The 22,517-nt window shown below is 45.9% G+C and carries 15 protein-coding genes; 11 read left to right on the plus strand and 4 right to left on the minus strand.

All coding sequences use genetic code 11. From position 1 onward, the window contains the following. Positions 1-9 precede the first annotated feature (9 nt). A complete protein-coding gene (locus tag VMW01_17450) occupies positions 10-1,362 on the minus strand; it encodes a Na(+)-translocating NADH-quinone reductase subunit A (GenBank protein ID HUW08027.1) in 1,353 nt (450 codons plus the stop codon). Between the two features lie 199 nt (positions 1,363-1,561). On the opposite strand from VMW01_17450, the gene VMW01_17455 reads away from it, so the two are divergent. Next, positions 1,562-2,809, plus strand: coding sequence for a DUF5103 domain-containing protein (locus VMW01_17455; GenBank protein ID HUW08028.1), 1,248 nt, complete (start codon positions 1,562-1,564; stop codon positions 2,807-2,809). A 7-nt stretch (positions 2,810-2,816) separates the two neighbouring features. Here the strand turns inward: VMW01_17455 and VMW01_17460 are convergent, their stop codons facing one another. Next, positions 2,817-3,380 carry an HDIG domain-containing protein gene (locus VMW01_17460; protein ID HUW08029.1) on the minus strand — a complete coding sequence of 188 codons (564 nt, stop codon included), beginning with the start codon at positions 3,378-3,380 and terminating at the stop codon, positions 2,817-2,819. 498 nt (positions 3,381-3,878) lie between these two features. Between VMW01_17460 and VMW01_17465 the strand changes: the two genes are divergently transcribed. The 10 genes from VMW01_17465 (at position 3,879) to VMW01_17510 (ending at position 17,671) form a co-directional block, all read left to right on the plus strand. Further along, positions 3,879-6,197 (plus strand): TonB-dependent receptor, encoded by a 2,319-nt coding sequence (locus VMW01_17465; protein ID HUW08030.1) that lies wholly within the window; start codon positions 3,879-3,881, stop codon positions 6,195-6,197. Positions 6,198-6,266: 69 nt separating this feature from the next. After that, entirely contained in the window at positions 6,267-7,079 is an 813-nt protein-coding gene (locus VMW01_17470; GenBank protein HUW08031.1) for a DUF4249 domain-containing protein, read from the plus strand. Between the two features lie 290 nt (positions 7,080-7,369). Further along, positions 7,370-8,548 carry a gephyrin-like molybdotransferase Glp gene (gene glp, locus VMW01_17475; GenBank protein ID HUW08032.1) on the plus strand — a complete coding sequence of 393 codons (1,179 nt, stop codon included), beginning with the start codon at positions 7,370-7,372 and terminating at the stop codon, positions 8,546-8,548. After that, positions 8,532-9,332: a radical SAM protein gene (locus VMW01_17480; GenBank protein HUW08033.1), complete on the plus strand. Its 801-nt coding sequence runs from the start codon at positions 8,532-8,534 to the stop codon at positions 9,330-9,332. The genes glp and VMW01_17480 overlap by 17 nt, the downstream gene beginning before the upstream one ends. A 66-nt stretch (positions 9,333-9,398) precedes the next feature. Next, positions 9,399-9,851 carry a cyclic pyranopterin monophosphate synthase MoaC gene (moaC, locus tag VMW01_17485; protein HUW08034.1) on the plus strand — a complete coding sequence of 151 codons (453 nt, stop codon included), beginning with the start codon at positions 9,399-9,401 and terminating at the stop codon, positions 9,849-9,851. A 39-nt stretch (positions 9,852-9,890) separates the two neighbouring features. Continuing rightward, positions 9,891-10,829, plus strand: a complete 939-nt coding sequence (locus tag VMW01_17490) for a molybdenum cofactor synthesis domain-containing protein (GenBank protein ID HUW08035.1) — start codon at positions 9,891-9,893, stop codon at positions 10,827-10,829. 360 nt (positions 10,830-11,189) lie between these two features. Further along, complete coding sequence (locus tag VMW01_17495) at positions 11,190-12,083, plus strand: phospholipase A (GenBank protein ID HUW08036.1); 894 nt, start codon at positions 11,190-11,192, stop codon at positions 12,081-12,083. An 83-nt stretch (positions 12,084-12,166) separates the two neighbouring features. Continuing rightward, positions 12,167-13,210, plus strand: a complete 1,044-nt coding sequence (locus VMW01_17500) for an efflux RND transporter periplasmic adaptor subunit (protein HUW08037.1) — start codon at positions 12,167-12,169, stop codon at positions 13,208-13,210. 92 nt (positions 13,211-13,302) lie between these two features. Next, complete coding sequence (locus tag VMW01_17505) at positions 13,303-16,365, plus strand: efflux RND transporter permease subunit (protein HUW08038.1); 3,063 nt, start codon at positions 13,303-13,305, stop codon at positions 16,363-16,365. Beyond that, positions 16,355-17,671, plus strand: a complete 1,317-nt coding sequence (locus VMW01_17510; GenBank protein ID HUW08039.1) for a TolC family protein — start codon at positions 16,355-16,357, stop codon at positions 17,669-17,671. Before VMW01_17505 ends, VMW01_17510 begins: the two co-directional genes overlap by 11 nt. 70 nt (positions 17,672-17,741) lie before the next feature. On the opposite strand, the gene VMW01_17515 is transcribed toward VMW01_17510, so the two are convergent. Together VMW01_17515 and VMW01_17520 are read right to left on the minus strand one after the other, a co-directional pair. Next, positions 17,742-20,156: an ABC transporter permease gene (locus VMW01_17515; GenBank protein HUW08040.1), complete on the minus strand. Its 2,415-nt coding sequence runs from the start codon at positions 20,154-20,156 to the stop codon at positions 17,742-17,744. A gap of 593 nt (positions 20,157-20,749) precedes the next feature. Next, entirely contained in the window at positions 20,750-22,171 is a 1,422-nt protein-coding gene (locus tag VMW01_17520; protein ID HUW08041.1) for an SDR family oxidoreductase, read from the minus strand. Positions 22,172-22,517 lie beyond the last annotated feature (346 nt).

Genomic DNA, 22,517 nt, shown 5'->3' on the forward strand with positions numbered 1-22,517 from the left:
TATTAGCAACTAGTTCATTTCCTTAATCATCAAGTCGAGGCCTTTGCGAACAATTTCTTGCACCTCAATCTTGGAGGTGCATACAAATTCGCATAGGGCAAAGTCTTCCTCGGCAACTTCATAGATGCCCAGATTCTCCATGGCCTCAACATCCTCCGCCAAAATTGCCTTGAGCAGATGAACCGGATAAATGTCCATGGGAAATACCTTTTCGTACTGACCAGTCATTACGAATGCTCTTTCGCCCCCATTCATGTTGGTGTCGAGGCGAAATGATTTTATCGGCAGTAATTTCGAAAAAAAGGTACGGGAAGCGCTATACTTATTGAAACCAGGAGCAGCCCATCCAAGAAACTCAAAATGCTTCCCTTCTGGAATAACAGTAAGTTGATTGTCGTAGAAGCCGAGGTATCCATGCGAAGGAACTCGTTGCCCAGTTAGCACGTTGCCACTAATAAAACGGTTACTGCCATCAGACACCCTACCTTCAATCAGCCTACTTATGGAAGCACCACTAATTAACCTATAGTAGCGAGGCTTGAGTACCTCCGATCCAGCAAGCGAGATAACCTTGCTGGCATCGTAAACGCCATTCAAGAAAAGGCGACCAATAAAAATCACCGTCCATGGGTCAAGTGTCCAAACTACTTCTCCCTTATTTAAGGGTTCAATATGATGAATTTGAATGCCAACATTTCCTGCCGGATGTGGGCCGGTAATTTCGTGCATCTCCACCCCTTTTATCTTTGCAAATACGCTGGTGGCAGAACGATCGGCAGGAATAGTGAGGTGCACCTTCCCGTCGGTGAGCTTATGAAGAATATCAAAACCCTTTTGAAGGGCGCCCTCTTCCCCATTCACAGAAAAATCAAGATCCGGGGCAAGTGGCGATGTGTCCAAACCAGAAATAAAGATTGCTTTTGGTACATCGACAGGGTTGGCCACAATGGCGTATGGTCGTTGCTTGATGCCCGGCCAAATGCCACTCTTTAGCAAAATGGTCTTTACCTCCTCGCGTGATTGCGATTCCTGTGAGGCCACTTCAAACTTTTCGTAATCCTGTGCGCCATCAGCCTCAATAACTACCTCCAAAATTGCCCGGCGCTCACCCCTATTTACCGCCTTAACGCTTCCGCTTATGGGAGAGGTAAAAAGTATTTCCGGTTTATACTTATCGAAAAACAAAGGAGTTCCGGCCTTCACTTTGTCCTCCGGCTTTATCAGCAGCTTAGGCACTAAACCGGTAAAATCGGTAGGCTTTACCGCATAGGTGCTTGATATTTCCAGCCGCTCCAGCACCTTTTCTGCCTTGCCTGCCAATTTAATATCAAGCCCTTTCCGTATTTTTATTACCTTAGACATCCTATATTTGTTGATTAGTTTGAGTTCACAAAAATAGATATTTTGTGTCAAGTTATCTGATTATTGACAAATATCACATGGACATATAATTATATTTTCAAAAACACCTGTTTGCCCATTAAACTGTTAGTTTTAACCACTATCAAAAATTATGAAAGCAAAACATATATTATTTCTAAGTTACCTAACAGCGTTGAGTTTGCCAACAATTTTCTGTTACGCCAATAACAATATTGAGTGTGGAAATGTTCTATGCGGCTCCGAAAAAAATGGAAATTTTACCACGCGTAACGATATTTGCACGGTGCAGGTTTATCCCGAAGGGTTTGAGTTGGGCGATCCCATTCTCGAACTCAATGCCACCAACCCCCTAATTTTCTCATTCGACCAGATAGGTGACACCCCTGATTACTTTACCTATACCATTGTGCACTGCGATGCTGACTGGAATGAGTCAGGGCTTTACTATGCCGACTACATGGATGGTTTTCAAACCAATACGCTGAACGATTACCAGTACTCGTTCAACACAAAAGTGAACTACATTCACTTTTCGCTTAAAATTCCCAACAACCAAGTGCAAATAAAACTTTCGGGCAACTACGTAATCCGAGTTTATGGTCCCGACTCATCCACAGAGCCAATTATTCAGAAGCGCTTTTGCGTTGTTGAGCAGCTTACAACCCTTGCTTTGCGATTGAGGCAAGCTTCGGATCCCAGCCTCGTCCAAACCCACCAACAGCTTGATTTGGAAGTGTTTTATAATTCGCTACAGATAACCGATCCCTATACAGAGATGAAGGTTGTAGCCATTCAGGACAATATTCCTGCCAAGCAGGAACCCCAGCCGGTATTTATCCACAGCAATTCAGTTGTATACAGCAATCCAGACCGCTTACTCTTCAATGGACTAAACGAATGGCGAACGTTTGACACTCGTAGCTTAAACTACAACTCCATTAATGTTGATGAGATTTCCTTTGTAGCCGACAAATACCACGTGCTGCTCAAGACCGACAAAAGCAGGGAGTTCTCCAAATATATGACTCAGCCAGATTTTGATGGTAAAACCGTCATTCAAGCAGAAAAGGGCTACAACCCAGATATCGATCTCGACTATCCAATAATCTACTTCACGCTAGCAGCGGAAACTCCGCTTTTTGGGGATGTCTTTGTTGTGGGCGACTTCACCAACTTTTCGTGCGATGATCGCTACAAAATGGTTTACAACCCAGAAAGGAAATCTTACGAATTAGCGCTTCAGCTAAAGCAGGGCTACTACAACTATATGTATGCCTTTCGTGAAAAGGGCAGCAACGAGCTAAATCTTTCAACACTGGAAGGCACTCATTCCGAAACACAGAATACATACGCCGTATACGTTTACTACCGACCAGCCGGAGGGCGCTACGACAGGCTAGTTGGGTTTGCACATATTGGACAGTAAGCGAATGCTAAAAGCCAAGCTCAGCCTCGATCGGTGTCAGAGCCTCAAGCGAAAGCTGCACAAAGTCGGCCAAGGGAATGCCAATTAGCTCGCATTCCAAAATGCTTTCCCTGCGTACAGAAGCGGCAAAAGCCTTTTCCTTCATACGTTTAACTACCGATTTGGCCTTTACCACAGAAATCTTCTTCTCGGGATAAACATAGGCTGTTGCAAAGATAAGACCGGTTATGGTTTCCCCTGCGGCAAGCGCATGTTCAAACTCGGAAGTTCGGGTTCGGTTAACCGCACTCTCGTTATGCATCCTAATGGCCTCAGCAATCTCAGCGTCGAAACCCAACTCGAGAAGCATGTCCGCACCTATGTTGGCGTGGCGGCACATATCACCCTCACAAAGGTCAATGTCGATATCGTGCAGCAATCCAGCTAAACCCCACCGCTCAACATCGCGTCCCAAATGCCGGGCAATTGCGCGCATTACCGCTTCCGATGCTAGGCTATGGGCAACCATCCTTGTATTTGACACATGTTTGTTGAGCAATTCCAGCGCTTGCGTTCTTGAATATTCAGCCATAGTTATGGAACAATTTTAATTTTACAAATGCGTTATTAGCTACATACAAAGTAAATGATCCTTACGATTCTAACAAATTAGATTTTTTGCAATTCGCTTAGGAAATAATTATGACTGAGTTTATCCAAAATGATGCAGCATTTTTAATGTCAACTAGTTTTTATGCTCGGCTGTATCAAGCTCGGCATGTAGCACGTAACCCCGTTCATCGGTTCACAGGCAGGCTTCATCGAGGATAATTCATTGGTTATCGACTTTATCAATCATCGAATGCTATCAAATCTGTAACTTCGCATTAATAAAATGTAGGAATAACCCTCAAAACCTGAACAACAGTATACTTCAACACAGTAATTTTCAGCAGAATGATTTCATTACAACGATACAAATTCTAAAGAATAGGCCAGGATCGCGCAAAAGCCAAACAAGCAATGAATAGGTAGGCTAATTTCGCAATTGTGTCAAACCATCATTCAGCAATATCAAAACCTAAGACAAATGATTCGACGAAACTTTTTGATAATTCTAATACTAATGATCGCCCACTGCTCCTATGGTCAGGAGAAATATACAGTAAGCGGTTACCTCAAAGATAAAAACAGTGGAGAAACACTTATAGGTGCAACCGTATTTGTAAAAGAGTTGCAAACTGGCGCAGCAGCCAATGCCTATGGCTTTTACTCCATCACGCTTCCAAAGGGAACTTACACTTTGCAGTATTCCTTTATTGGTTATTCGCCTGAAGAAGAAAGGTTAGTGCTTAACTCTAATATTGTAAAAACGATTGAGCTGGCTCCACAAAACATTCAGTTGGAAACTGTAGTAATATCGAGCAAGAAGAAGGATGAGAATGTAACAAGGACCCAAATGAGCATGGTAAAAATGGATACTAAAACCATGAGCACTATACCAGTTTTGATGGGTGAATCGGATATTATGAAGACCCTCCAACTCATGCCCGGAGTGCAGGCGCCTGTTGAGGGATCGAGCGGCTTCAACGTTAGAGGAGGTTCTGCCGACCAAAACCTTATCCTGCTAGATGAAGCACCTGTTTATAATGCTGCCCATCTTCTGGGGTTCTTCTCAATTTTCAACTCCGACGCTATTAAAGATGTTACGCTATACAAAGGTGATATTCCTGCAGCCTATGGTGGGAGACTCTCTTCGTTGCTGGATATTCGAATGAAAGATGGCAACGATAGGGAGTTTCACGGGTCAGGTGGAATAGGCATAATTTCGAGCCGACTTGCGCTGGAAGGCCCCCTAAAAAAGGGAAAAGGTTCCTTTTTTATATCGGGTAGAAGAACCTACGCCGACCTCTTCCTCAAGCTGTCTACCGACTCTACCATAAATAAAAACCAACTTTACTTTTACGACATCAACGCAAAACTGAACTACCAGCTCAACGATAACAACAAGCTCTTCCTCTCCGGGTACTATGGTCGTGACTTCTACGGCTATGGTAAAGACTTTTTCTTCGGATGGGGAAATGCAACGCTTTCGGCCCGATGGAACCATCTGTTTACAAGTAAACTTTTCTCAAACTTCACCGTGCTCTACTCTAACTACCACTATGGCTTGGGCACCAACAGTTCCACACCAAATTTTAATTGGACCTCATCCATGGACAACCTTTCGGCAAAGTATGATTTTACCAACTACTACAGCCCGAACTCTACCATTCGATTTGGCTTGCAAGGCATACTGCACTATATTCAACCGGGGAAGTTTACCGTAACCAACCAAAATAGCGAGTATAAAGTTCCGGATAGAAAGGCATTGGAATACGCTGCCTATATCCAACATGAGCTGAAAGTAAACGAAAAACTTAGCCTGAACTACGGTCTGCGATTTTCCATGTTTCAGAATATTGGTACTGCCACCATTTTTGAAATTCAAAATTTTCAAGTTATTGATACCGTTCACTATGGGCAGAGGTATATCTACCACACCTATATGGGCTTGGAGCCGCGCTTAAGTGCCACCTATCTGCTCGATAGCACCTCTTCGATTAAGGCCTCCTACAGCCGAACTCGACAATACCTTCAGCTGGCCTCCAACTCCGTTGGTGGTTCGCCTCTCGACGTTTGGTTTCCCGCCTCCAGCTATGTAAAGCCTCAAATATCGGATCAAGTAGGAATTGGCTACTTCAGAAATTTTAAACACAATACCTATGAATGCTCGGTTGAAGGATTTTATAAGTACATGCGCAACCAAATAGACTTTAAGGATAACGCCAATCTCATCTTGAACAATCAAATGGAAACCGAACTCCGGTTTGGCAATGCAAAGTCGTATGGAATTGAGGTTTTACTAAGAAAGAATACTGGAAAACTGACTGGTTGGATTAGCTACACCCTATCCAAAGCGTTGCGCGATTTTCCAGACATCAACAACGGGAAGGAGTATGTTGCCGGCTACGACCATCCCAACAACATAGCCATTGTAGCCAGCTATAACCTTTCGCCGCGATTAGTCCTCTCGGCCAACTGGGTTTACTACAGTGGAACACCTGTAACCTACCCAACCATGCGCTACACCTACGGTTCTACAAGCCTGCCTGTATATGGAGATAAAAACGGCAACCGTCTCCCAGCCTACCACCGGTTGGACCTATCTCTTACACTCAAAAATAGGAAAAAGCCAAATCGCCATTGGGAGAGTGAATGGAACTTTGCAATTTACAATGCATACAACAGGGCCAATGCCTACTCCGTTTACTTTGAGCAAGACAAAACCAACCCAGACATTATGCATGCATACAAGATGGTAATGTTTAGATTGATTCCTTCCATCACCTATAACTTTAAGTTTTAGTAAAACTTCTTACTTGTGGAAATGAATTTCAAAAAGGCTTTTCTGCATAAATGCAAACACAGAAAGAAAATGAACCAGATAAAGAAAATACATTTAGTGGCCGTTGCAACATTGCTCCTGTGGGGATGCGGAAAGATTGAATTTGACCCCGGCATTGCTAACCAAAACCAAAATCTGCTGGTAGTGGAAGGCCAAGTTACCGACCAACCTGGGATGCAGTATGTTAAAATCAGCCGTACGGCTAGCTACATGGATGGAACATCTCCAACAAAAATTGACGACGCACTTGTAACCGTTACCAACGATGGTCAAACGGTGGTATTCACCAACAGCGCACCTGGATACTACACCCCACCCTCAGACTTTCTTGGCGAAGTGGGCAAAACCTACAACCTCAACGTACTCGTGGATGGTAAAACTTATGAGGCATCATCAACCATGAACCAAGCGTTAGCACTTGATTCAGTTGGCACCAAAGATTTTGAATTCGACACAAAATATTTTGAGATTAATGCATCATTTACCGACAACCCACAAAAGGGTGAGTATTTCATGTTCAAATATTCGCGCAACGGCGTCCTGAACGACTCCATTGCCAGCTGGTCATACTACGACGATCTTATTGCCAACGACCTTCACTTTACCAACACCCGAATTTTTGCAAATATTTATGGTCATGTGGGTGACACCGTGGTTGTTTATACCTACTCCACCAACAAACTCTACAACACTTTTATTGAATCAGCACAGAAGAGTTTGCAGGAGCCAATCCCATTCATGTCCCAACCCGGAGGTGAGGCGGTTACTAACGTAAGCAACGGTGCAGTTGGCTTCTTTCTGGCTACGGCTGTTAGAATGAAAGGTACGCTACTGCAGCACTAACCATTCACTCATAGTTCTGGAAGGTGCAACTCGCATTACGTGAGGTTGCGGAGCTTTTCGTTGGAGCGAGATGCCTCCCTTAAATCTTTTTTTGGGTGAAATTTCATTCCACACCTCCCTTGCAGCATAGGTTATGGCAAACACCAAAACCCAATAGAAAACAATCCACTAACATTTCTAACCAAAATTATGCCCGGTGGCGAACAACAATTGAAGTTCAACTTAGGCTTTTTATCATTCGGTTTACATTATTGAATTACTATCTTTGAAAAATTCTAACCGAGCCATTCATGATTAGCTTCGAAAAGGCACAGAGCATTGTTCAAAGCTCTTGCAAACTGATGAGTAAAGAGGAGGTTGAGCTGCACCAACTACTGGGTCGCGTGCTGGCACAGGAGGTAGTTTCGGACATGAATATGCCCCCCTTCGACAAATCAGCCGTTGACGGCTACGCTTGCCGAAAAAGTGATATGATGGACCTCCTAGAGGTGGTTGAGGTTGTTCCCGCAGGAAAGGTTCCACGGGAAGTTGTTGGAGAACATGAGTGCACCAAAATAATGACTGGGGCCATGATGCCCAAGGGTGCAGATTGTGTGCTGATGATTGAAGATACAGCCCAAGTTGACTGCCTCCACATTCGCTATAAAAAAGATAGCGTTAAGAATAACATTTGCCTTCTGGGTGAAGATATGAAAACTGAGCAGGTGGCCATCGCCGCCGATGTGGTAATTCAGCCACAGCACATTGCAGTATTGGCGGCTCTTGGATACACAAAAGTCTGGGTATATAAAAAACCAACTGTAGCAATTTTATCAACCGGCGATGAGCTGGTAGAGCCATCGGAAAAGCCAGAGCAGGGACAAATTCGCAACAGCAATGGACATCAGCTGGTTGCTCAGGTGATACGGGCCGGAGGAGTACCAATCTACATGGGCATAGTTGAGGATAACGAACGAGCCACCTTCAACGCAATAAAAAAGGCGATCGACGAAAGCGACATACTGCTGCTCACCGGTGGTGTATCCATGGGAGACTACGATTTTGTTCCATCCGTACTCATCCGCTGTGGAGTGGATCTGCTTTTCGATAGCATAGCCGTGCAGCCCGGAAAGCCAACCACTTTTGGCAAAACGGATAGCGGCAAGTTGGTTTTTGGTTTACCCGGAAATCCGGTATCCTCTTTTGCACAATTCGAGCTGCTGGTTCGCCCAGCCATGCAAGCCATGATGGGTGAAAAGCCAAAGGAACTATTCAAACGTATGAAGCTTGGTGCTGACTATCGGCGTAAGAATACTGAGCGGTTAGCTTTTGTTCCCGCAACCATAACCTTAACTGGAGAGGTATTACCAGCCGAATATCACGGTTCAGCCCACATATTTTCACTTCCAAGTGCCCATGGACTGCTCGCCGTTCCGTTGGGAGTTGCCGAACTAAAAAAAGGAGAAGAGGTAGATGTACGACCCATATAACCGAAACATTTCCTACCTGCGCATCTCAGTTACCGACAAGTGTAACCTTCGCTGCCGGTATTGCATGCCTGAGGAGGGAGTTGTTCATCTTCAGCATAAAGATATACTCACGTTTGAGGAGATAGTTGAAGTGGTAAAATATGCCGTTGCCATGGGAGTATTTAAGGTGCGGCTAACCGGAGGTGAACCACTTGTTCGAAATGGCATTGTTGACCTAGTTCGCATGATCGCAAACAGCCCCGGGATTAAGGACCTCTCCATGACCACCAACGGCGTTTTGCTCGACAGGTTCGCTCAGGAACTAAAGGACGCTGGCTTAATGCGAGTAAACATTAGCCTAGACACCCTCGACCCGGAACAATACACCTATATAACTAGAGGAGGTAACATCGACGATGTATTTCGTGGAATTGAAGCCGCTAAACGGGTTGGCCTCACCCCCATCAAGTTGAACGCGGTGGTGAAGGGACACTCTAGAACACCCGAAGCCGATGCGCTTAGAAAATATGCTGCCGAAAATGGTCTTGAGGTCCGCTTTATAAAGCAGATGAGCCTAGAGGAGGGCAGTTTTTCGGTGGTAGAGGGCGGCGAAGGTGGCGACTGCACCTTTTGCACACGCCTACGCCTTACAGCCGATGGTATTGTTAAACCATGCTTATTCAACGACCTAGGCTATAACGTTAGAGAGTTGGGGCCTCGCGAGGCACTCTATAGCGCCATACGAAATAAACCGGAATGCGGAACACAGAATAGCAGTGGAGAGTTTTACAGCATTGGTGGATAGCCTCTCAACTAAAATATGGAGATTCAGAATTTGCCCATTCCTTGTAATGGCCAAATAATATAGAAGATGGAAAAGAACGAGCTGTCGCACATCGACAAAGCAGGCAAGGCCAATATGGTAGACGTAGGCAACAAGCCACAGCAAACTAGAGAAGCAAAAGCAACCGGCTTTATCCGATTGAATGCCGAAGCAGTAAGGCAGGTGCGCGAGAATGCCAACAAAAAGGGTGACGTGCTCACGGTTGCTGAGGTTGCGGGTATTCAGGCTGCCAAACGAACTGCCGATCTCATTCCACTTTGCCACACCCTGCTCTTAACCAAGGTAGATGTTAAGGCCACCCTTACCAATGAGGGAGTGGAGATTACCTGCACCGCCAAGTGCATTGGCCAAACAGGTGTAGAAATGGAGGCCTTAACCGGCGTAAGCGTTGGACTACTCACCATTTACGATATGTGTAAGGCCGTGGATAAGGCAATGGTCATTGAAAATATCCACCTACTAGAAAAGACAAAAAAGTAAGCTCACATCCAATTAATCTATTAATTAACTGAACAAACCATGTCGACTGTTACGCTAAACGTAGTTTCCGTAAATATTTCAGAGAAGAAGGGCGAGATAAAACATCCAGTAAGCAAAATAGAGCTCAACTCACTTGGTGTGGAAGGTGATGCCCATGCTGGCGACTGGCATCGACAAGTAAGCCTGCTTGGGAAGGAGAGCTTCGACCGGTTTGCCGAAATGGCTGGACGAATGCCTGCATGGGGCGAGTTTGCCGAAAACATCACCACCGAAGGTATGGACGTTTTTAAGACCCACCCAGGTGATATCTTCACCTGTGGCAAGGTGGTTTTAGAAGTTACGCAAATTGGCAAAAAGTGCCATGGCGACGGTTGTGCCATTTACCGCGAGGTGGGAAACTGTGTAATGCCTAAGGAGGGTATCTTTGCTAGGGTAATTCAGCCTGGCACCATACTCCCCGGTGAAACCTTAGAATATCAACCAAAAGTTTATAAAGCACTTGTAATTACCCTTAGCGACCGCGCCAGCAATGGCACCTACGAAGACCTCAGCGGACCGGAAGCGGTAAAAATGCTCACAACCTACTTTCAAAACCTAGGCCTTACCCACGAGGTAACCTACAGGCTAATTCCTGACAATGAGCAGATGCTGCGTGATCTTTTGGAGGAGGCACAACGCGATGGAATAAACGTAGTAATCACCACCGGCGGAACAGGCATAGGTGTTCGCGACATTACCCCCGAAGTGGTTTCCTCCATGCTAGACAAAGAGCTACCCGGTATAATGGAGATGATTCGCGTTAAGTATGGCGCAGAAAAGCCCAACGCTCTCCTGAGTCGTAGTGTGGCGGGTTTAATGGGAGATACTTTTGTTTATACCCTGCCCGGCAGCGTAAAGGCAGTAAGAGAGTATATGGACGAAATTACCAAAACGCTCTTCCACCTCTTCCTTATGCGCTTGGGGATTGACGCCCACTAAATAGTTAACTCATCAAGATGTTAGAACGTGCAAAACCATAGTGAAAAATAGTATCACCACAGATACTCAAGAATTTTTTTCCCTTTTTCACAAATAATTACTGACCGATAAGCATAGGTTTTTCACAATCTTGCCAAACGAACTATATATAAAGGTCTCAAGAGAAACGGAGGCCTATTTCAATTAAACTAATTGATTTACACCACCTCACAGAAAAAAAATCAATACAATTTGTTGTATTATTGTGCGTGTCTGGTTCCTTTTCACTGTTGCGTTATCTTAAGAATGATTGAAAGAAAATTTTCAACCTACAATTCGGCTTTTATGATGTGGATATTATCATCTTTTGTCAAACACAATTTGAAGAAGAATATTATATGGCTGCTTACCCTACTTTGCCTACTCCAACTTCCCCAAGCAAGATTATTGGCGCAAGAAAAAGATATTGAAGAGATGATTCGACAATTAAATGACTCCTCAAAAAATATCCGCAATCCAACATATTTGCAAATTTCAGAAGATCAACTTATCCAACTGTTCGACAAACAGCCAAGTTTTGCAATGTATAAAGACAACTATTTTGTAAGTGGCATACCAACCAACAAAGAAATTAACCATCACACCGCTGATGCAAAATTTCAATTTAGTATACGTCAGCGATTAACAAAATCAATACTTCCGCTACAAACTTTTTTGATGCTGACATACACTCAGAAGTCGTTCTGGAATGTATATGAAAACTCTGCCCCATTTGCAGACAACAACTACAACCCAGGACTTTTATTAGTAAAGCCAATTGTTCAAAACAATGAATTTAAAGGAATTGCCTCATTCTCCATCGACCACGAATCAAACGGACGTGACTCCATCTATTCCCGCAGCTGGAACTACGTTGAATTTTCAGGAGTCTACTTCTTCAATGCTGAGATTTCACTTCAAACCAAAATTTGGTATGGCTTGTTAGCTTCTGAGAACAGCGATCTTTTTAATTATAGGGGCTATGGATTAATCGCAATAAATTACCGCAGCGAAAACGACAAGTTTTGGTTTTCAGCAATAATCAATCCCAATGCAACTTTTTCGAATATCAACACACAGGTGGAGCTTAATTTCAAACCAAGTTACAATGCCAACCAATACTTGTTTGTGCAATGGTATAATGGTTATGGTGAAAGTCTCTTAGATTACAAGGAGTATGGTTCCATGATTCGGTTTGGGATATGTATAAAACCTGCAATGAGAAACTTTTACTAAAAGAGTTGTTTGGAATAAACCTTTACCTTTGGCTCCGATCAAAATGAACGATCATTTGGTTATACTGCATTAGAGATAAAGATATGATAAAGGGAAAAATTATCCTTCATTGCACCGCAATACTGACCGCTTCGGTGCTAATTTCATGCGAAACATCGCACAAGCCCAATAGTAAGGTAAAAGGTAACGTTACCTACGTGGATGCCCTTGTGGTAAAATCTTTACCTGCCGAACGCGTTCTTCAACTTCCAGGAACTATCCTCCCCAACGAGCAGGTTGCACTACAAGCGGAAACATCTGGAAAAATTGTGACGCTAAATCTTGTTGAAGGGACCACCGTAAACAAAGGCGATTTACTGGCACAAATAAACGATAGTGATATTTTGGCAACTCTCGAAAAGAAAAAACTTGACGAGAAACTTGCCGCAGAAGATGTAGCCCGAAAGAAAAAGTTGCTGGATCTACAAGCGCTAAGCCAGCAAGACTACGATGCCGCACTCAATACGCTAGAAGGTATTCGTGCCGACATTGCCCTGAGTAAAGCACAAATAGCAAAAACCGAAATCAGAGCACCCTTTAGCGGAAAGGTTGGTTTACGTAATGTGAGCTTAGGTTCCTATGTTTCACCCAGCACGGTGGTAGCCACCATGGTGCAGGATAACCCTCTCAAGGTGGAGTTCGATGTTCCAGAGCGCTATGTTCAGTTTATTCATAAGGGAATTGAAATTAAGTTCTCCCTTGGCAACAGCGCCGAGCAACATACGGCTAAAGTCTATGCCACCGCCTCAGTCTTAGATCCTGACACCAGAACGCTGAAGGTGAGAGCACTTTTTCAAAATATTGGGGGAAAAATTATCCCTGGAACCTATGCTAGGGTTACCATAGCATTTGAAAATCTGCCCAATGTAATCTCCATCCCGCCACAGGCAATTGTACCAGAGATGAACAAGCAGACCGTGTTTATTGTCAAAAATGGCACAGCCTCAAAAAGAATGGTAATTCTTGGTGAACGTACAGGTGAAACTGCTGAGATATCGAGTGGCATTTCGATGGGAGATACTCTAATTCTTACTGGGCTAACATCACTGCGCGATGGAATGCCAGTATCAATTGAACTGCAAAATTAAGTCGGTAAGTAAAGACAGGCTATGCCTAGGATTAATCCTAAGGTGTAAGGCCTCCTAACTCTCTTGGTTCAACCGTTGTAAAAAACAAAAGCGTGAACATATCATCCCTCAGCATTAACAGGCCCGTTTTGGCCTCAGTGCTATCAATCGTAATTGTTCTCTTTGGGATTATCGGCTTTGGCTACCTTGGGGTGCGCGAGTATCCAAGCGTAGACCCGCCAATAGTAACAGTATCGACCAACTATACGGGAGCCAACTCCGACGTCATTGAGGCCCAGATTACGGAGCCACTCGAAGCCTCCATTAATGGTATTGCCGGCATCAAATCAATAACCTCCGCCAGCTCCGATGGTCGTAGCTCCATCACTATTGAGTTTGACTTAGGAGTGGACATGGAAAGTGCCGCTAACGACGTACGCGACCGTGTTTCAAGAGCCGTTAGAAACTTGCCACCCGATGCCGACCCGCCCATTGTTACAAAGGCCGACGCCAACGCCGAAACCATATTGGCTATTACCGTCCAGAGTAAAAAACGCAACCTCCTTGAGCTCACCGACATTGCCAACAATGTTATAAAGGAGCGAATACAAACTATTCCAGGTGTTAGTCAGGTAAACATTTGGGGAGAAAAGCGCTACGCCATGCGCCTCTACCTCGATCCCAGAAAGCTGGCCTCCTTCAACCTCACCCCGAGCGATATTAAGAATGCTCTTGCACGTGAAAATGTGGAGCTACCTACTGGGCAAATTGAGGGCTACTACACCGAACTCTCCATCAGAACCCTTGGGCGACTAGAAACACCAGAACAGTTCAATAATCTAATCATTAAGGATGTAAAGGGCATACCTATTCGACTTAAAGATGTTGGAGAAGCAGGCTATGGTGCCGAAAATGAGAAAACGCTTTTGCGTGGAAATGGTCTAATACCCATGGTTGGTGTGGCCATAAACCCTCAACCCGGAGCCAACTACATTAATATTGCCGACGAAGCCTACAAGCGCATAGAGCAGCTTAAGAAAGAGTTGCCCTCCGACATCATTATCACCTACGCGTACGACTCCACTGTCACTATCCGCAAAGCCATTTCGGAGGTGGAGGAAACCATACTGCTTGCCTTTGGCCTTGTGGTGTTGGTAGTGTTCTTCTTCCTCAGAAGTTGGAGAACCACCCTCATTCCCATGATAGCCATTCCCATCTCGCTGATTGGCTCCTTCTTTGTAATGTATGTTGCAGGCTTCTCCATCAACATTCTATCGCTGCTGGGAATTGTGCTTGCAACCGGCTTGGTGGTGGACGATGCCATTGTGGTGCTGGAGAATATCTACGCCAAGATTGAGGGTGGCATGGACAACTTCAAGGCCGGCCACCGAGGCAGTCACGAAATTTACTTTGCCATTATCTCTACTACCATTACCCTCGTAGCGGTTTTCATGCCCATAGTTTTCCTGCAAGGAATTACCGGAAGGCTCTTCCGTGAATTTGGACTTGTGGTGGCCAGCTCGGTGCTAATATCTGCATTGGTCTCCCTTACCCTCACCCCCATGATGAGTACCCGGTTGCTGAAGCGGAACCAGAAGGAAGGGCGTATTATGGCATCAGTTGGACGTGGTATCGATAAGCTTTCAGCCTTCTACGGTCGTTCGCTCATAGCCTTTATGCATCGCCGCTGGATGGCCTATGCCATTATGCTGGTTGCCCTAGCAATAATAGTTCTTATTGGACGTATGATACCATCGGAGTTGGCTCCCATGGAGGATAAGAGTCGCCTTTCCATAATGGCTACGGCCCCAGAAGGAACATCGTACGAAGCCATGGATGCCTACATGATGAAGCTAGCAACCTACGTTGATACCATTCCAGAGAAAAAGGCAATTATCGAAGTTACATCTCCCGGCTGGAGCGGTGGCGGTAGCAACAACGGGTTTATTCGGTTGCTGCTCACACAGCCCAATGAGCGTGAACGAACACAAAACCAGCTGGCCAACCAAATATCAGGATTTCTCAAAAAGGAAAGTTTTGCCCGCTCGTTCGTGGTGCAGGACCAAACCATCAGCACCGGACGTGGTGGTGGCCTTCCGGTTCAGTTTGTAATTCAGGCACCCAACTTCGAAAAGTTAAAGGAGGTAGTGCCCGTATTCCTTGCCAAGGCGCAAGCCGACCCCCACTTTCAGGTGGTGGACGTTGACCTTAAGTTTAACAAACCGGAACTAGTTGTAAAAATAAACCGCGATAAGGCTCGAGCATCGGGCATTGCGGTGCGAGATATTGCAGAAGCACTTCAGCTCTACTTCAGCGGACAACGCTACGGCTTCTTTATCCGTAACGGCAAACAGTACTACGTTATTGGTCAGGCCGACCGCATTTACCGCGACAAACCCTCCGACCTCTCGGGAATATACATCCGCAGTAGCAGTGGCGGCTTAGTGGACCTAGGTAGCTTGGTAACCACCAACGAGCAAAGCATTCCGCCGCAGCGCTACCGTTACAACCGATATGTGTCAGCAACCTTTAGCGCCTCAACCGCTCCAGGATACACCCTGGGTCAGGGTATCGATGCCATGCGGGCCATTGCCAAGTCTACGCTCGATGACACCTTTGCCACCACCCTTACCGGAACATCGCAACAGTTTGAGGAGAGTTCCAACAGCTTAGCATTTGCATTCTTCCTAGCGCTAGTGCTGGTTTACCTAATACTATCGGCACAGTTCGAGAGTTTCCGCGACCCACTAATCATTATGTTTACCGTGCCATTGGCATTGGCAGGAGCCGTGCTATCGCTCTGGTTTTTCGGACAAACGCTCAATATATTCAGTGAAATTGGGATTGTGGTGCTGGTAGGTATTGTTACTAAGAATGGAATTCTAATTGTAGAGTTTGCCAACCAAAAGAAGCAGGAGGGAATGAATAGAGTAGATGCCGTAGAGCATGCAGCCCGCCAACGTCTACGCCCCATTCTCATGACCAGCTTAGCAACCATCTTTGGAGCACTTCCTATAGCACTGGCACTCGGTGCCGCCTCCACCAGCCGCGTTCCAATGGGTATAACCATTATTGGAGGATTGCTCTTTGCGCTTGTGCTCACCCTTTACGTTATCCCTGCACTATACACCTATCTTTCCACCACAAAGGCAAATGTTATTAGTCATGAGGAGTAAGTTTAACACCATAAAACTGGCAGCAATGCTTATTTTTCTGCCGGTTGTAGTTTCAGCACAGGATACCCTTAGCCTTGGCACTGCTGTGAAGCAAACGCTGGAGAACAACTTTTCTATCAGAATGGCTCGCAACGATGCCTCCATTGCCAAAAACAACAACAGTCTTGGCAATGCTGGATTTCTTCCTACGGTAAACGCGAATGCCTCTACCAGCAATAGCCGCTCCAATCTCAGCCAGAGTTATTCGGGTGGCACCTCCTACGCTAACTCCGCCTACCCAACCCACAACCAAGCTGCAGGAGTACAGCTGAGTTGGGCACTATTCGACGGTTTTGCCATGTTTGCCACCAGAGAACAGTATGCCACCATGGAGCAGATGGGCGACCTATCGCTCCAAATGGCGGTGGAGGATGCCGTTTCGTCAACCATTCTGGGTTACTACACCATTGTGCAGGAGGAGAAGTTGAAGGACAACTACCGCGAGGTGCTTAACCTTTCGCGCACAAGGCTTAACATTGCCCGCGAAAAAGCAGAAATAGGCGCCGGCTACCAGCTCGCAGCCATGCAAGCCGACGTTGACTTCAGGGCCGACTCTGCCCAGCTACTGCAGCAGAGTAATAACGTTCAAAACTTAAAGGTAAACCTCAACAAGCTGATGGGTCGCGACCCTGAAACCGAGTTTGAGGTTGCACCGGCTATGCCCGAATCGCAGCAAATGGAATTAAGTCAGATATTCGATAAACTGCTAGCCCAGAACAAGGAGTTGCTGCTGGCCAAGATGAATCTGTGCACCAAGGAGCTCTCGTTACGACAGGCACAGGCAAAACGCTATCCAACCATAAGCCTATCGTCGGCCTACAGCTACTCCCGAATTAGCACACCCGACGGATCTACTGAGGTCAATCGTTCCTTTGGCCCATCGTTTGGACTTGGTGCCTCCATCACCCTCTTCAACGGGATGAACGCTAACCGAGCCATAAAGAATGCTCGCCTGCAGCGCGATAATCAGGACCTATCGAACCAGGCCACAACGCTCAACCTGAAGGGTGAGGCCGTTAGCTTCTTTAACGATTTGAGGCTAGCCATAGCGCTGGTCGATCTTGGAAAAAAGTCGGTGGAGATGGCCAAGATAAACGCTGAGGTTGCGCTCGAGAAGTATAAGATTGGTGTGTTTAGCGACCTAGAGCTACGCGATGCCCAAAACCGCTACCTCGATGCCGAATACCGCTACCTTAACGCCCAGCTACAGGCCAAAACTGCCGAGGTAGAGTTGCAGGTGTTAATGGGTGCAGTGGTGATGCCTTAAAAAAATCGTTGGATGGGGAAATACACATCCAACGATCAAACAATTATTTTTCCACTTCAAACACTTTGCCTTACTCGTACTTGAGCGTTTTGGCTGGATTGAGGTGTGCAGTACGAATGGCATGGTAACCAGTAACGAATAGGGCAAGGAGCAACGTAAAGATTGTTGCAGACGCATACAGCCCCCAAGGAGTTAGAATGTGTCGTGAAAAAGTCTCAAGCCAGCGCGTGGTAATAAAGTAAGTTATTGGCCAAGCAATAATGTTGGAAATAAGCAGCAGCAGTGTAAACTCGCTAAACAATAGTCTTACAATATTCATTGTTGTTGCGCCTAATACCCTACGAATTCCAATTTCACGGGTCCGCTGCTCAGCAAGAAACAGGGTTAGCCCTATCAACCCCAAGCTCGCAATCATAATGGCTAGCAGCGTAAGCATGAGCGAAAACTTGCCAAATCGATCCTCATCGGAGTAGAGAGCCTGCAGCTGCGAATTGAGTATCCTATATTCAAATGGCCGAGTCGGGTTAAACTGTTTCCACTTCTCCTCAATAAACTTAATCAGCTCAGGATAGTTATCGGAATTCACCCTAATGGCAATAACGTTTGCAAACACGGCCGGTCTGCGGAACATGTCGAGAATAAAGTTATTCACTGGTCGATGGAGCGACATGGCATTGAAATCACGGAAAACTCCAATCACCCGCTCATTACCGTCCTGCGACTTTACCCGGCGCCCAATGGCCGATTCATTGGTCCACCCCAAATTCTTTGCCATGTGCTCATTAATCATTACGGCGTTAACCGTGTCGCTAGGGAATCTCCGGTCGAATCCACGACCCGAAACAACCTTAATACCGAAGGTTTCCAGAAAATCCCAATCCACCAAAAACGTTGGAATGTAGAAGTTTTGACCAACCGCCGTAAGGCCCTCAACTTCATAGGCCCGTGTATTATGGTTCACTCCCAACACATCTTCAGATCCTGTCACATATTGAATATCCTTGTTCTTGAGTAGCTCCTGTTTAAATGCCTCATAGTTTTGGAACATTTGCCCTGTTCGCTGAACGGTGATGATGTGATCCTTTTTGAACCCCAACTCTGCGTTTCGGAGGAAGTTGAGCTGCGAGAAGACCACCATGGTGCCAATTATTAGGCTTATGGAAATGGTAAACTGAACAACAACCAGCACCTTTCTCGCAACGGACGATCGGGAACCAGCCGAAAGTCTTCCTTTTAGTACAACTAGCGGCTGAAAAGAGGAGAGGTAAAAAGCGGGATAGGCTCCGGCAAGCACTCCTACAACGAGACCTAGAAAAACTAGGTAGGCTATTGATATTGGCTGAAACAGCGCAGCTTCCTCAATACTTTTCCCCGTAAAGCTATTAAAGCTTGGCAGCAACAGTTCTACAAGTACAATTGCAAAGATTAACCCAATATAGGTTTGAAAGATGGCTTCGCCCAGAAACTGTCGTACTAGCTGCGCACGGTTTCCTCCAAACACCTTCTTAATACCAATCTCCTTGGCTCTTCCTGCCGATTTGGCCGTTACCAAGTTCATGAAGTTAATGCATGCCATGAGCAAAACAATAGCAGCAATAATTGAAAGAATATAGACATACATGCTGTTGCCATTCTGGTGCATTTCATATACATGATGCGACTTCAGGTGAATATCGGTTAGGGGCTGCAGATAAATTTTTACATCTTGGTCCTTAAGATCGTCATAGTGATTTTTATAGAACTGGGGAAACTTAGCATCGAGCATTTGCTGGGTAATTCCTGGTCTAAGGAGCACGTATGTCCAGCAAGGATTCCAAATCCACGTTTGTGGAAGCCTTCCACCAGCCAGCAATCGGAAGGTGGTGAGTGAAGCAAGAAAGTTAATTTTAAAGTGCGATTGAGAAGGAATATCCTTAATAACCCCGGTGACCTCAAAGTTTACCCCTTCCTCTATTCGAAGCGTTTTTCCAATGGGCGATTCATTGCCAAAGTAGCGCTTGGCGGTTGATTCGGTAATTACAACGGTGTTGGGACGGTCGAGGGCCGTTCTAGGATCTCCGTCCACAAATGGGAACGAGAATACATCGAAAACGGTAGAGTCAACAAGAAAGAAGCCCTTATTATTGAAACGAACCACCTCGTTGCTGTCCTTCATGTACTCAACGAAAATATCATCGCGCATGAAGTTGAAAAAGCGCATGGCCCTTTCCACTATATCGGGATAATCGAATTCCAACGCCGGAGCACAAGGAAACTCCATGGTAGCAGCATCCTCATTCACGTTGTTGGAGTTATACAACCGATTTACTCGGTAAATACGGTCAGCCTTGGCATTAAACTTATCATACTGTAATTCATCGCTGATGTAAAGCACAATGAATATTACACATGCAATGCCAATGGCCAATCCGCTAATGTTTATCAGCGAGTATTTCCAATACTTGTTGATGTTGCGAACTGCAATGATGATGTTGTGATTATTCATGGCTGCCAATATTATATGAATGTCGTCTTATCCTCCAACTCACACACCCTCTTCTTGGGTAAAAGCCACAATTCTATATAAAGAGTTCAAATAATCAGCATCTTGCAATATGTCCTTGGCTAAAAATGCACCACATCATTTAAATTAACAGCTAAAATGCCGAACACGTCAAAACCATGATTAATAATTAATTGGAAATTTTATCCCCTGTGCTTACTGTTCGGAAACGTTACACATGGTGCTCAAAAACGAACAATGGAAAATGGAGGAAGAAATGGAGCAATATGCCAGAATGCCAATGGGACATTTGGCTGTTTTCTAAATCTTTAAATAGTGATGGGGAAATAACGGAGGTTCGAAAATTGGAGTTGTGCGGTAGCGCACCCACCGTATTTAACATAAAACCACTTCGGGGATGCAGCAAACAATTCCAGGAACAGTTTCAACGAGCCGTCATAGCCCACGGTTTTAACCGTGGGAACCCAATGCAGCAGCAATACCTTAAGATTAATCCATTTCTAGCTATTCCTAGATGCATTATGGAGCATAATAAGCTCATCATACTCCTCAGGGAAAACATCATATTTATCAAATCAACCCTGTGCCAACCGCTTTGCCATTCCTCTGAATATGCAACCATGCAGGGGCAATACCGCGTACCAATATGCCCTACCGAGTAGCCCAAGCGGTCGAAAGGTAGCCGTTTGGGTAAGCACGCTGTTCTCTATCCTAAACTCCAGCCAAGCCTCGCCGGGCAGCTTCATCTCGGCATAGAGCAGCAATCGCTTTTCTTCCCGGTTGGCCAGCAGCACCCTCCAAAAGTCCAAAGCCTCCCCTGCCGCAATATTGGTATCGCTCTTCCGACCGCGCCGCATGCCCACGCCACCCCAAAGCTGGTCGAGAAAGCCGCGAATTTCCCATAACCAATCGCCATAGTACCAGCCCGTTTTTCCACCGATGGCCCAAATGCGCTGCAACGCCGCGTTGGTGTCGACCACGGGAACCTTGCGTATATCCCTAAAGCAGCCGTTCACCGGCATCTCCACAAAGTGCGAAATACCCTTTTGCAGCAGTGCGCTGGTTTGCGCATCCTTCCAGCTCGAGAGCACTTGGTTTTGCTCAATTTTATCGAAGGCCATCCGAATGGAGGATTGGTAATCGATGAGCGAAATGCCGAGCATGGCAGCAAGGTTGTTGGGTTGGCACACCACCTCCACCTTCATGCTGTTAACCAGATTCTGCGCCAGCGCAAAGGAGGTTGCGGTAACAAAGTAGAGCCAGTAGGACGATATTTTCGGAGTCATTACCGGCACCACCAAAATCCGTCGCTTGAGGCCCCGCACCTTGGCAAACTGCAGGAGCATCTCCCTATAGCTCAGGATATCGGGTCCACCGATATCGAAGCTCCGGTTGTAGGTCTCCGCATTGCCCATCACTCCACTCAAAAACTCCACCACATTTCGAATGGCAATGGGTTGCGTGCGAGTTTTTAGCCAGCGCGGCGTAACCATAACGGGCAGCTTCTCCACCAGGTCGCGAATAATTTCGAACGATGCGCTACCCGAGCCCACAATGATACCCGCGCGCAGGGTGGTCAGCGCAAAGCTACCCTCCGACAGGATATCCTCCACATTCTTTCTGGAGGCAAGATGCTTGGAGAGCGCTGCATCGTTTACAATGCCGCTCAGGTAAATCACCTGCTTGGCGTTGGTTTGCTCCAATCGCTCGCGGTAGTTAAGGGCGCACTGCTGCTCCATATCGCCAAAGTCGCCCCCCTGCGTGGCCATGGAGTGAATGAGGTAGTAAGCCACATCAATGTCGTTGGGAATGCTGCTCAAGGTCTCCCTCTTCAGAAAGTCCGCCTCCACCACGCTCAGGTTTTGGGTTGAATAGCCATGGTAGTTGAAGCGCTTGCCATCGCGCACGCAGCAAACCACCTGATGGCCATTTTGCAGCAGAACAGGCAGCAATCGCTGGGCAATGTAGCCGGTTGCTCCGGTGAGAAGGACTTTCATTTGCAGCTGTTTAGGTTTACCAATCTCGCAACGAAGGGTATAACATCAGCGGCATTGCAATGGTTTAGAAAGGGTGAAATTAAAAACCTGCAGCCAATAGCCCATGGGATGACAACCATATTCCCAAATTTGATTTGGTGACAAGAAGCCAGCTTTCAGGTTACAAAGTTTGGTAGCATTGCCTCTTCGGGAAGCCCTAAGTGCTTTCCGGGTAACTTCAACACACCAACATAGCGCACAGTTTTAACCGTAGGTAATCAATGCAGCAGCAAAATCTTAATGGATTTATCCATTTACCATTTCTTCGGTTAGGATGAAATTATGAATGAGCGGCAAATCCTAATCT

It is taken from the genome of Williamwhitmania sp. (assembly GCA_035529935.1).
Lineage (GTDB): Bacteria > Bacteroidota > Bacteroidia > Bacteroidales > Williamwhitmaniaceae > Williamwhitmania.

Bases quoted from the DNA above. Each gene is read 5' to 3' on its own strand.
- VMW01_17450 (HUW08027.1), bottom strand. From the start codon at position 1,362: ATGTCTAAGGTAATAAAAATACGGAAAGGGCTTGATATTAAATTGGCA.
- VMW01_17460 (HUW08029.1), bottom strand. From the start codon at position 3,380: ATGGCTGAATATTCAAGAACGCAAGCGCTGGAATTGCTCAACAAACAT.
- VMW01_17465 (HUW08030.1), top strand. From the start codon at position 3,879: ATGATTCGACGAAACTTTTTGATAATTCTAATACTAATGATCGCCCAC.
- VMW01_17470 (HUW08031.1), top strand. From the start codon at position 6,267: ATGAACCAGATAAAGAAAATACATTTAGTGGCCGTTGCAACATTGCTC.
- glp (HUW08032.1), top strand. From the start codon at position 7,370: ATGATTAGCTTCGAAAAGGCACAGAGCATTGTTCAAAGCTCTTGCAAA.
- VMW01_17480 (HUW08033.1), top strand. From the start codon at position 8,532: ATGTACGACCCATATAACCGAAACATTTCCTACCTGCGCATCTCAGTT.
- moaC (HUW08034.1), top strand. From the start codon at position 9,399: ATGGAAAAGAACGAGCTGTCGCACATCGACAAAGCAGGCAAGGCCAAT.
- VMW01_17490 (HUW08035.1), top strand. From the start codon at position 9,891: ATGTCGACTGTTACGCTAAACGTAGTTTCCGTAAATATTTCAGAGAAG.
- VMW01_17500 (HUW08037.1), top strand. From the start codon at position 12,167: ATGATAAAGGGAAAAATTATCCTTCATTGCACCGCAATACTGACCGCT.
- VMW01_17510 (HUW08039.1), top strand. From the start codon at position 16,355: ATGAGGAGTAAGTTTAACACCATAAAACTGGCAGCAATGCTTATTTTT.
- VMW01_17515 (HUW08040.1), bottom strand. From the start codon at position 20,156: ATGAATAATCACAACATCATCATTGCAGTTCGCAACATCAACAAGTAT.
- VMW01_17520 (HUW08041.1), bottom strand. From the start codon at position 22,171: ATGAAAGTCCTTCTCACCGGAGCAACCGGCTACATTGCCCAGCGATTG.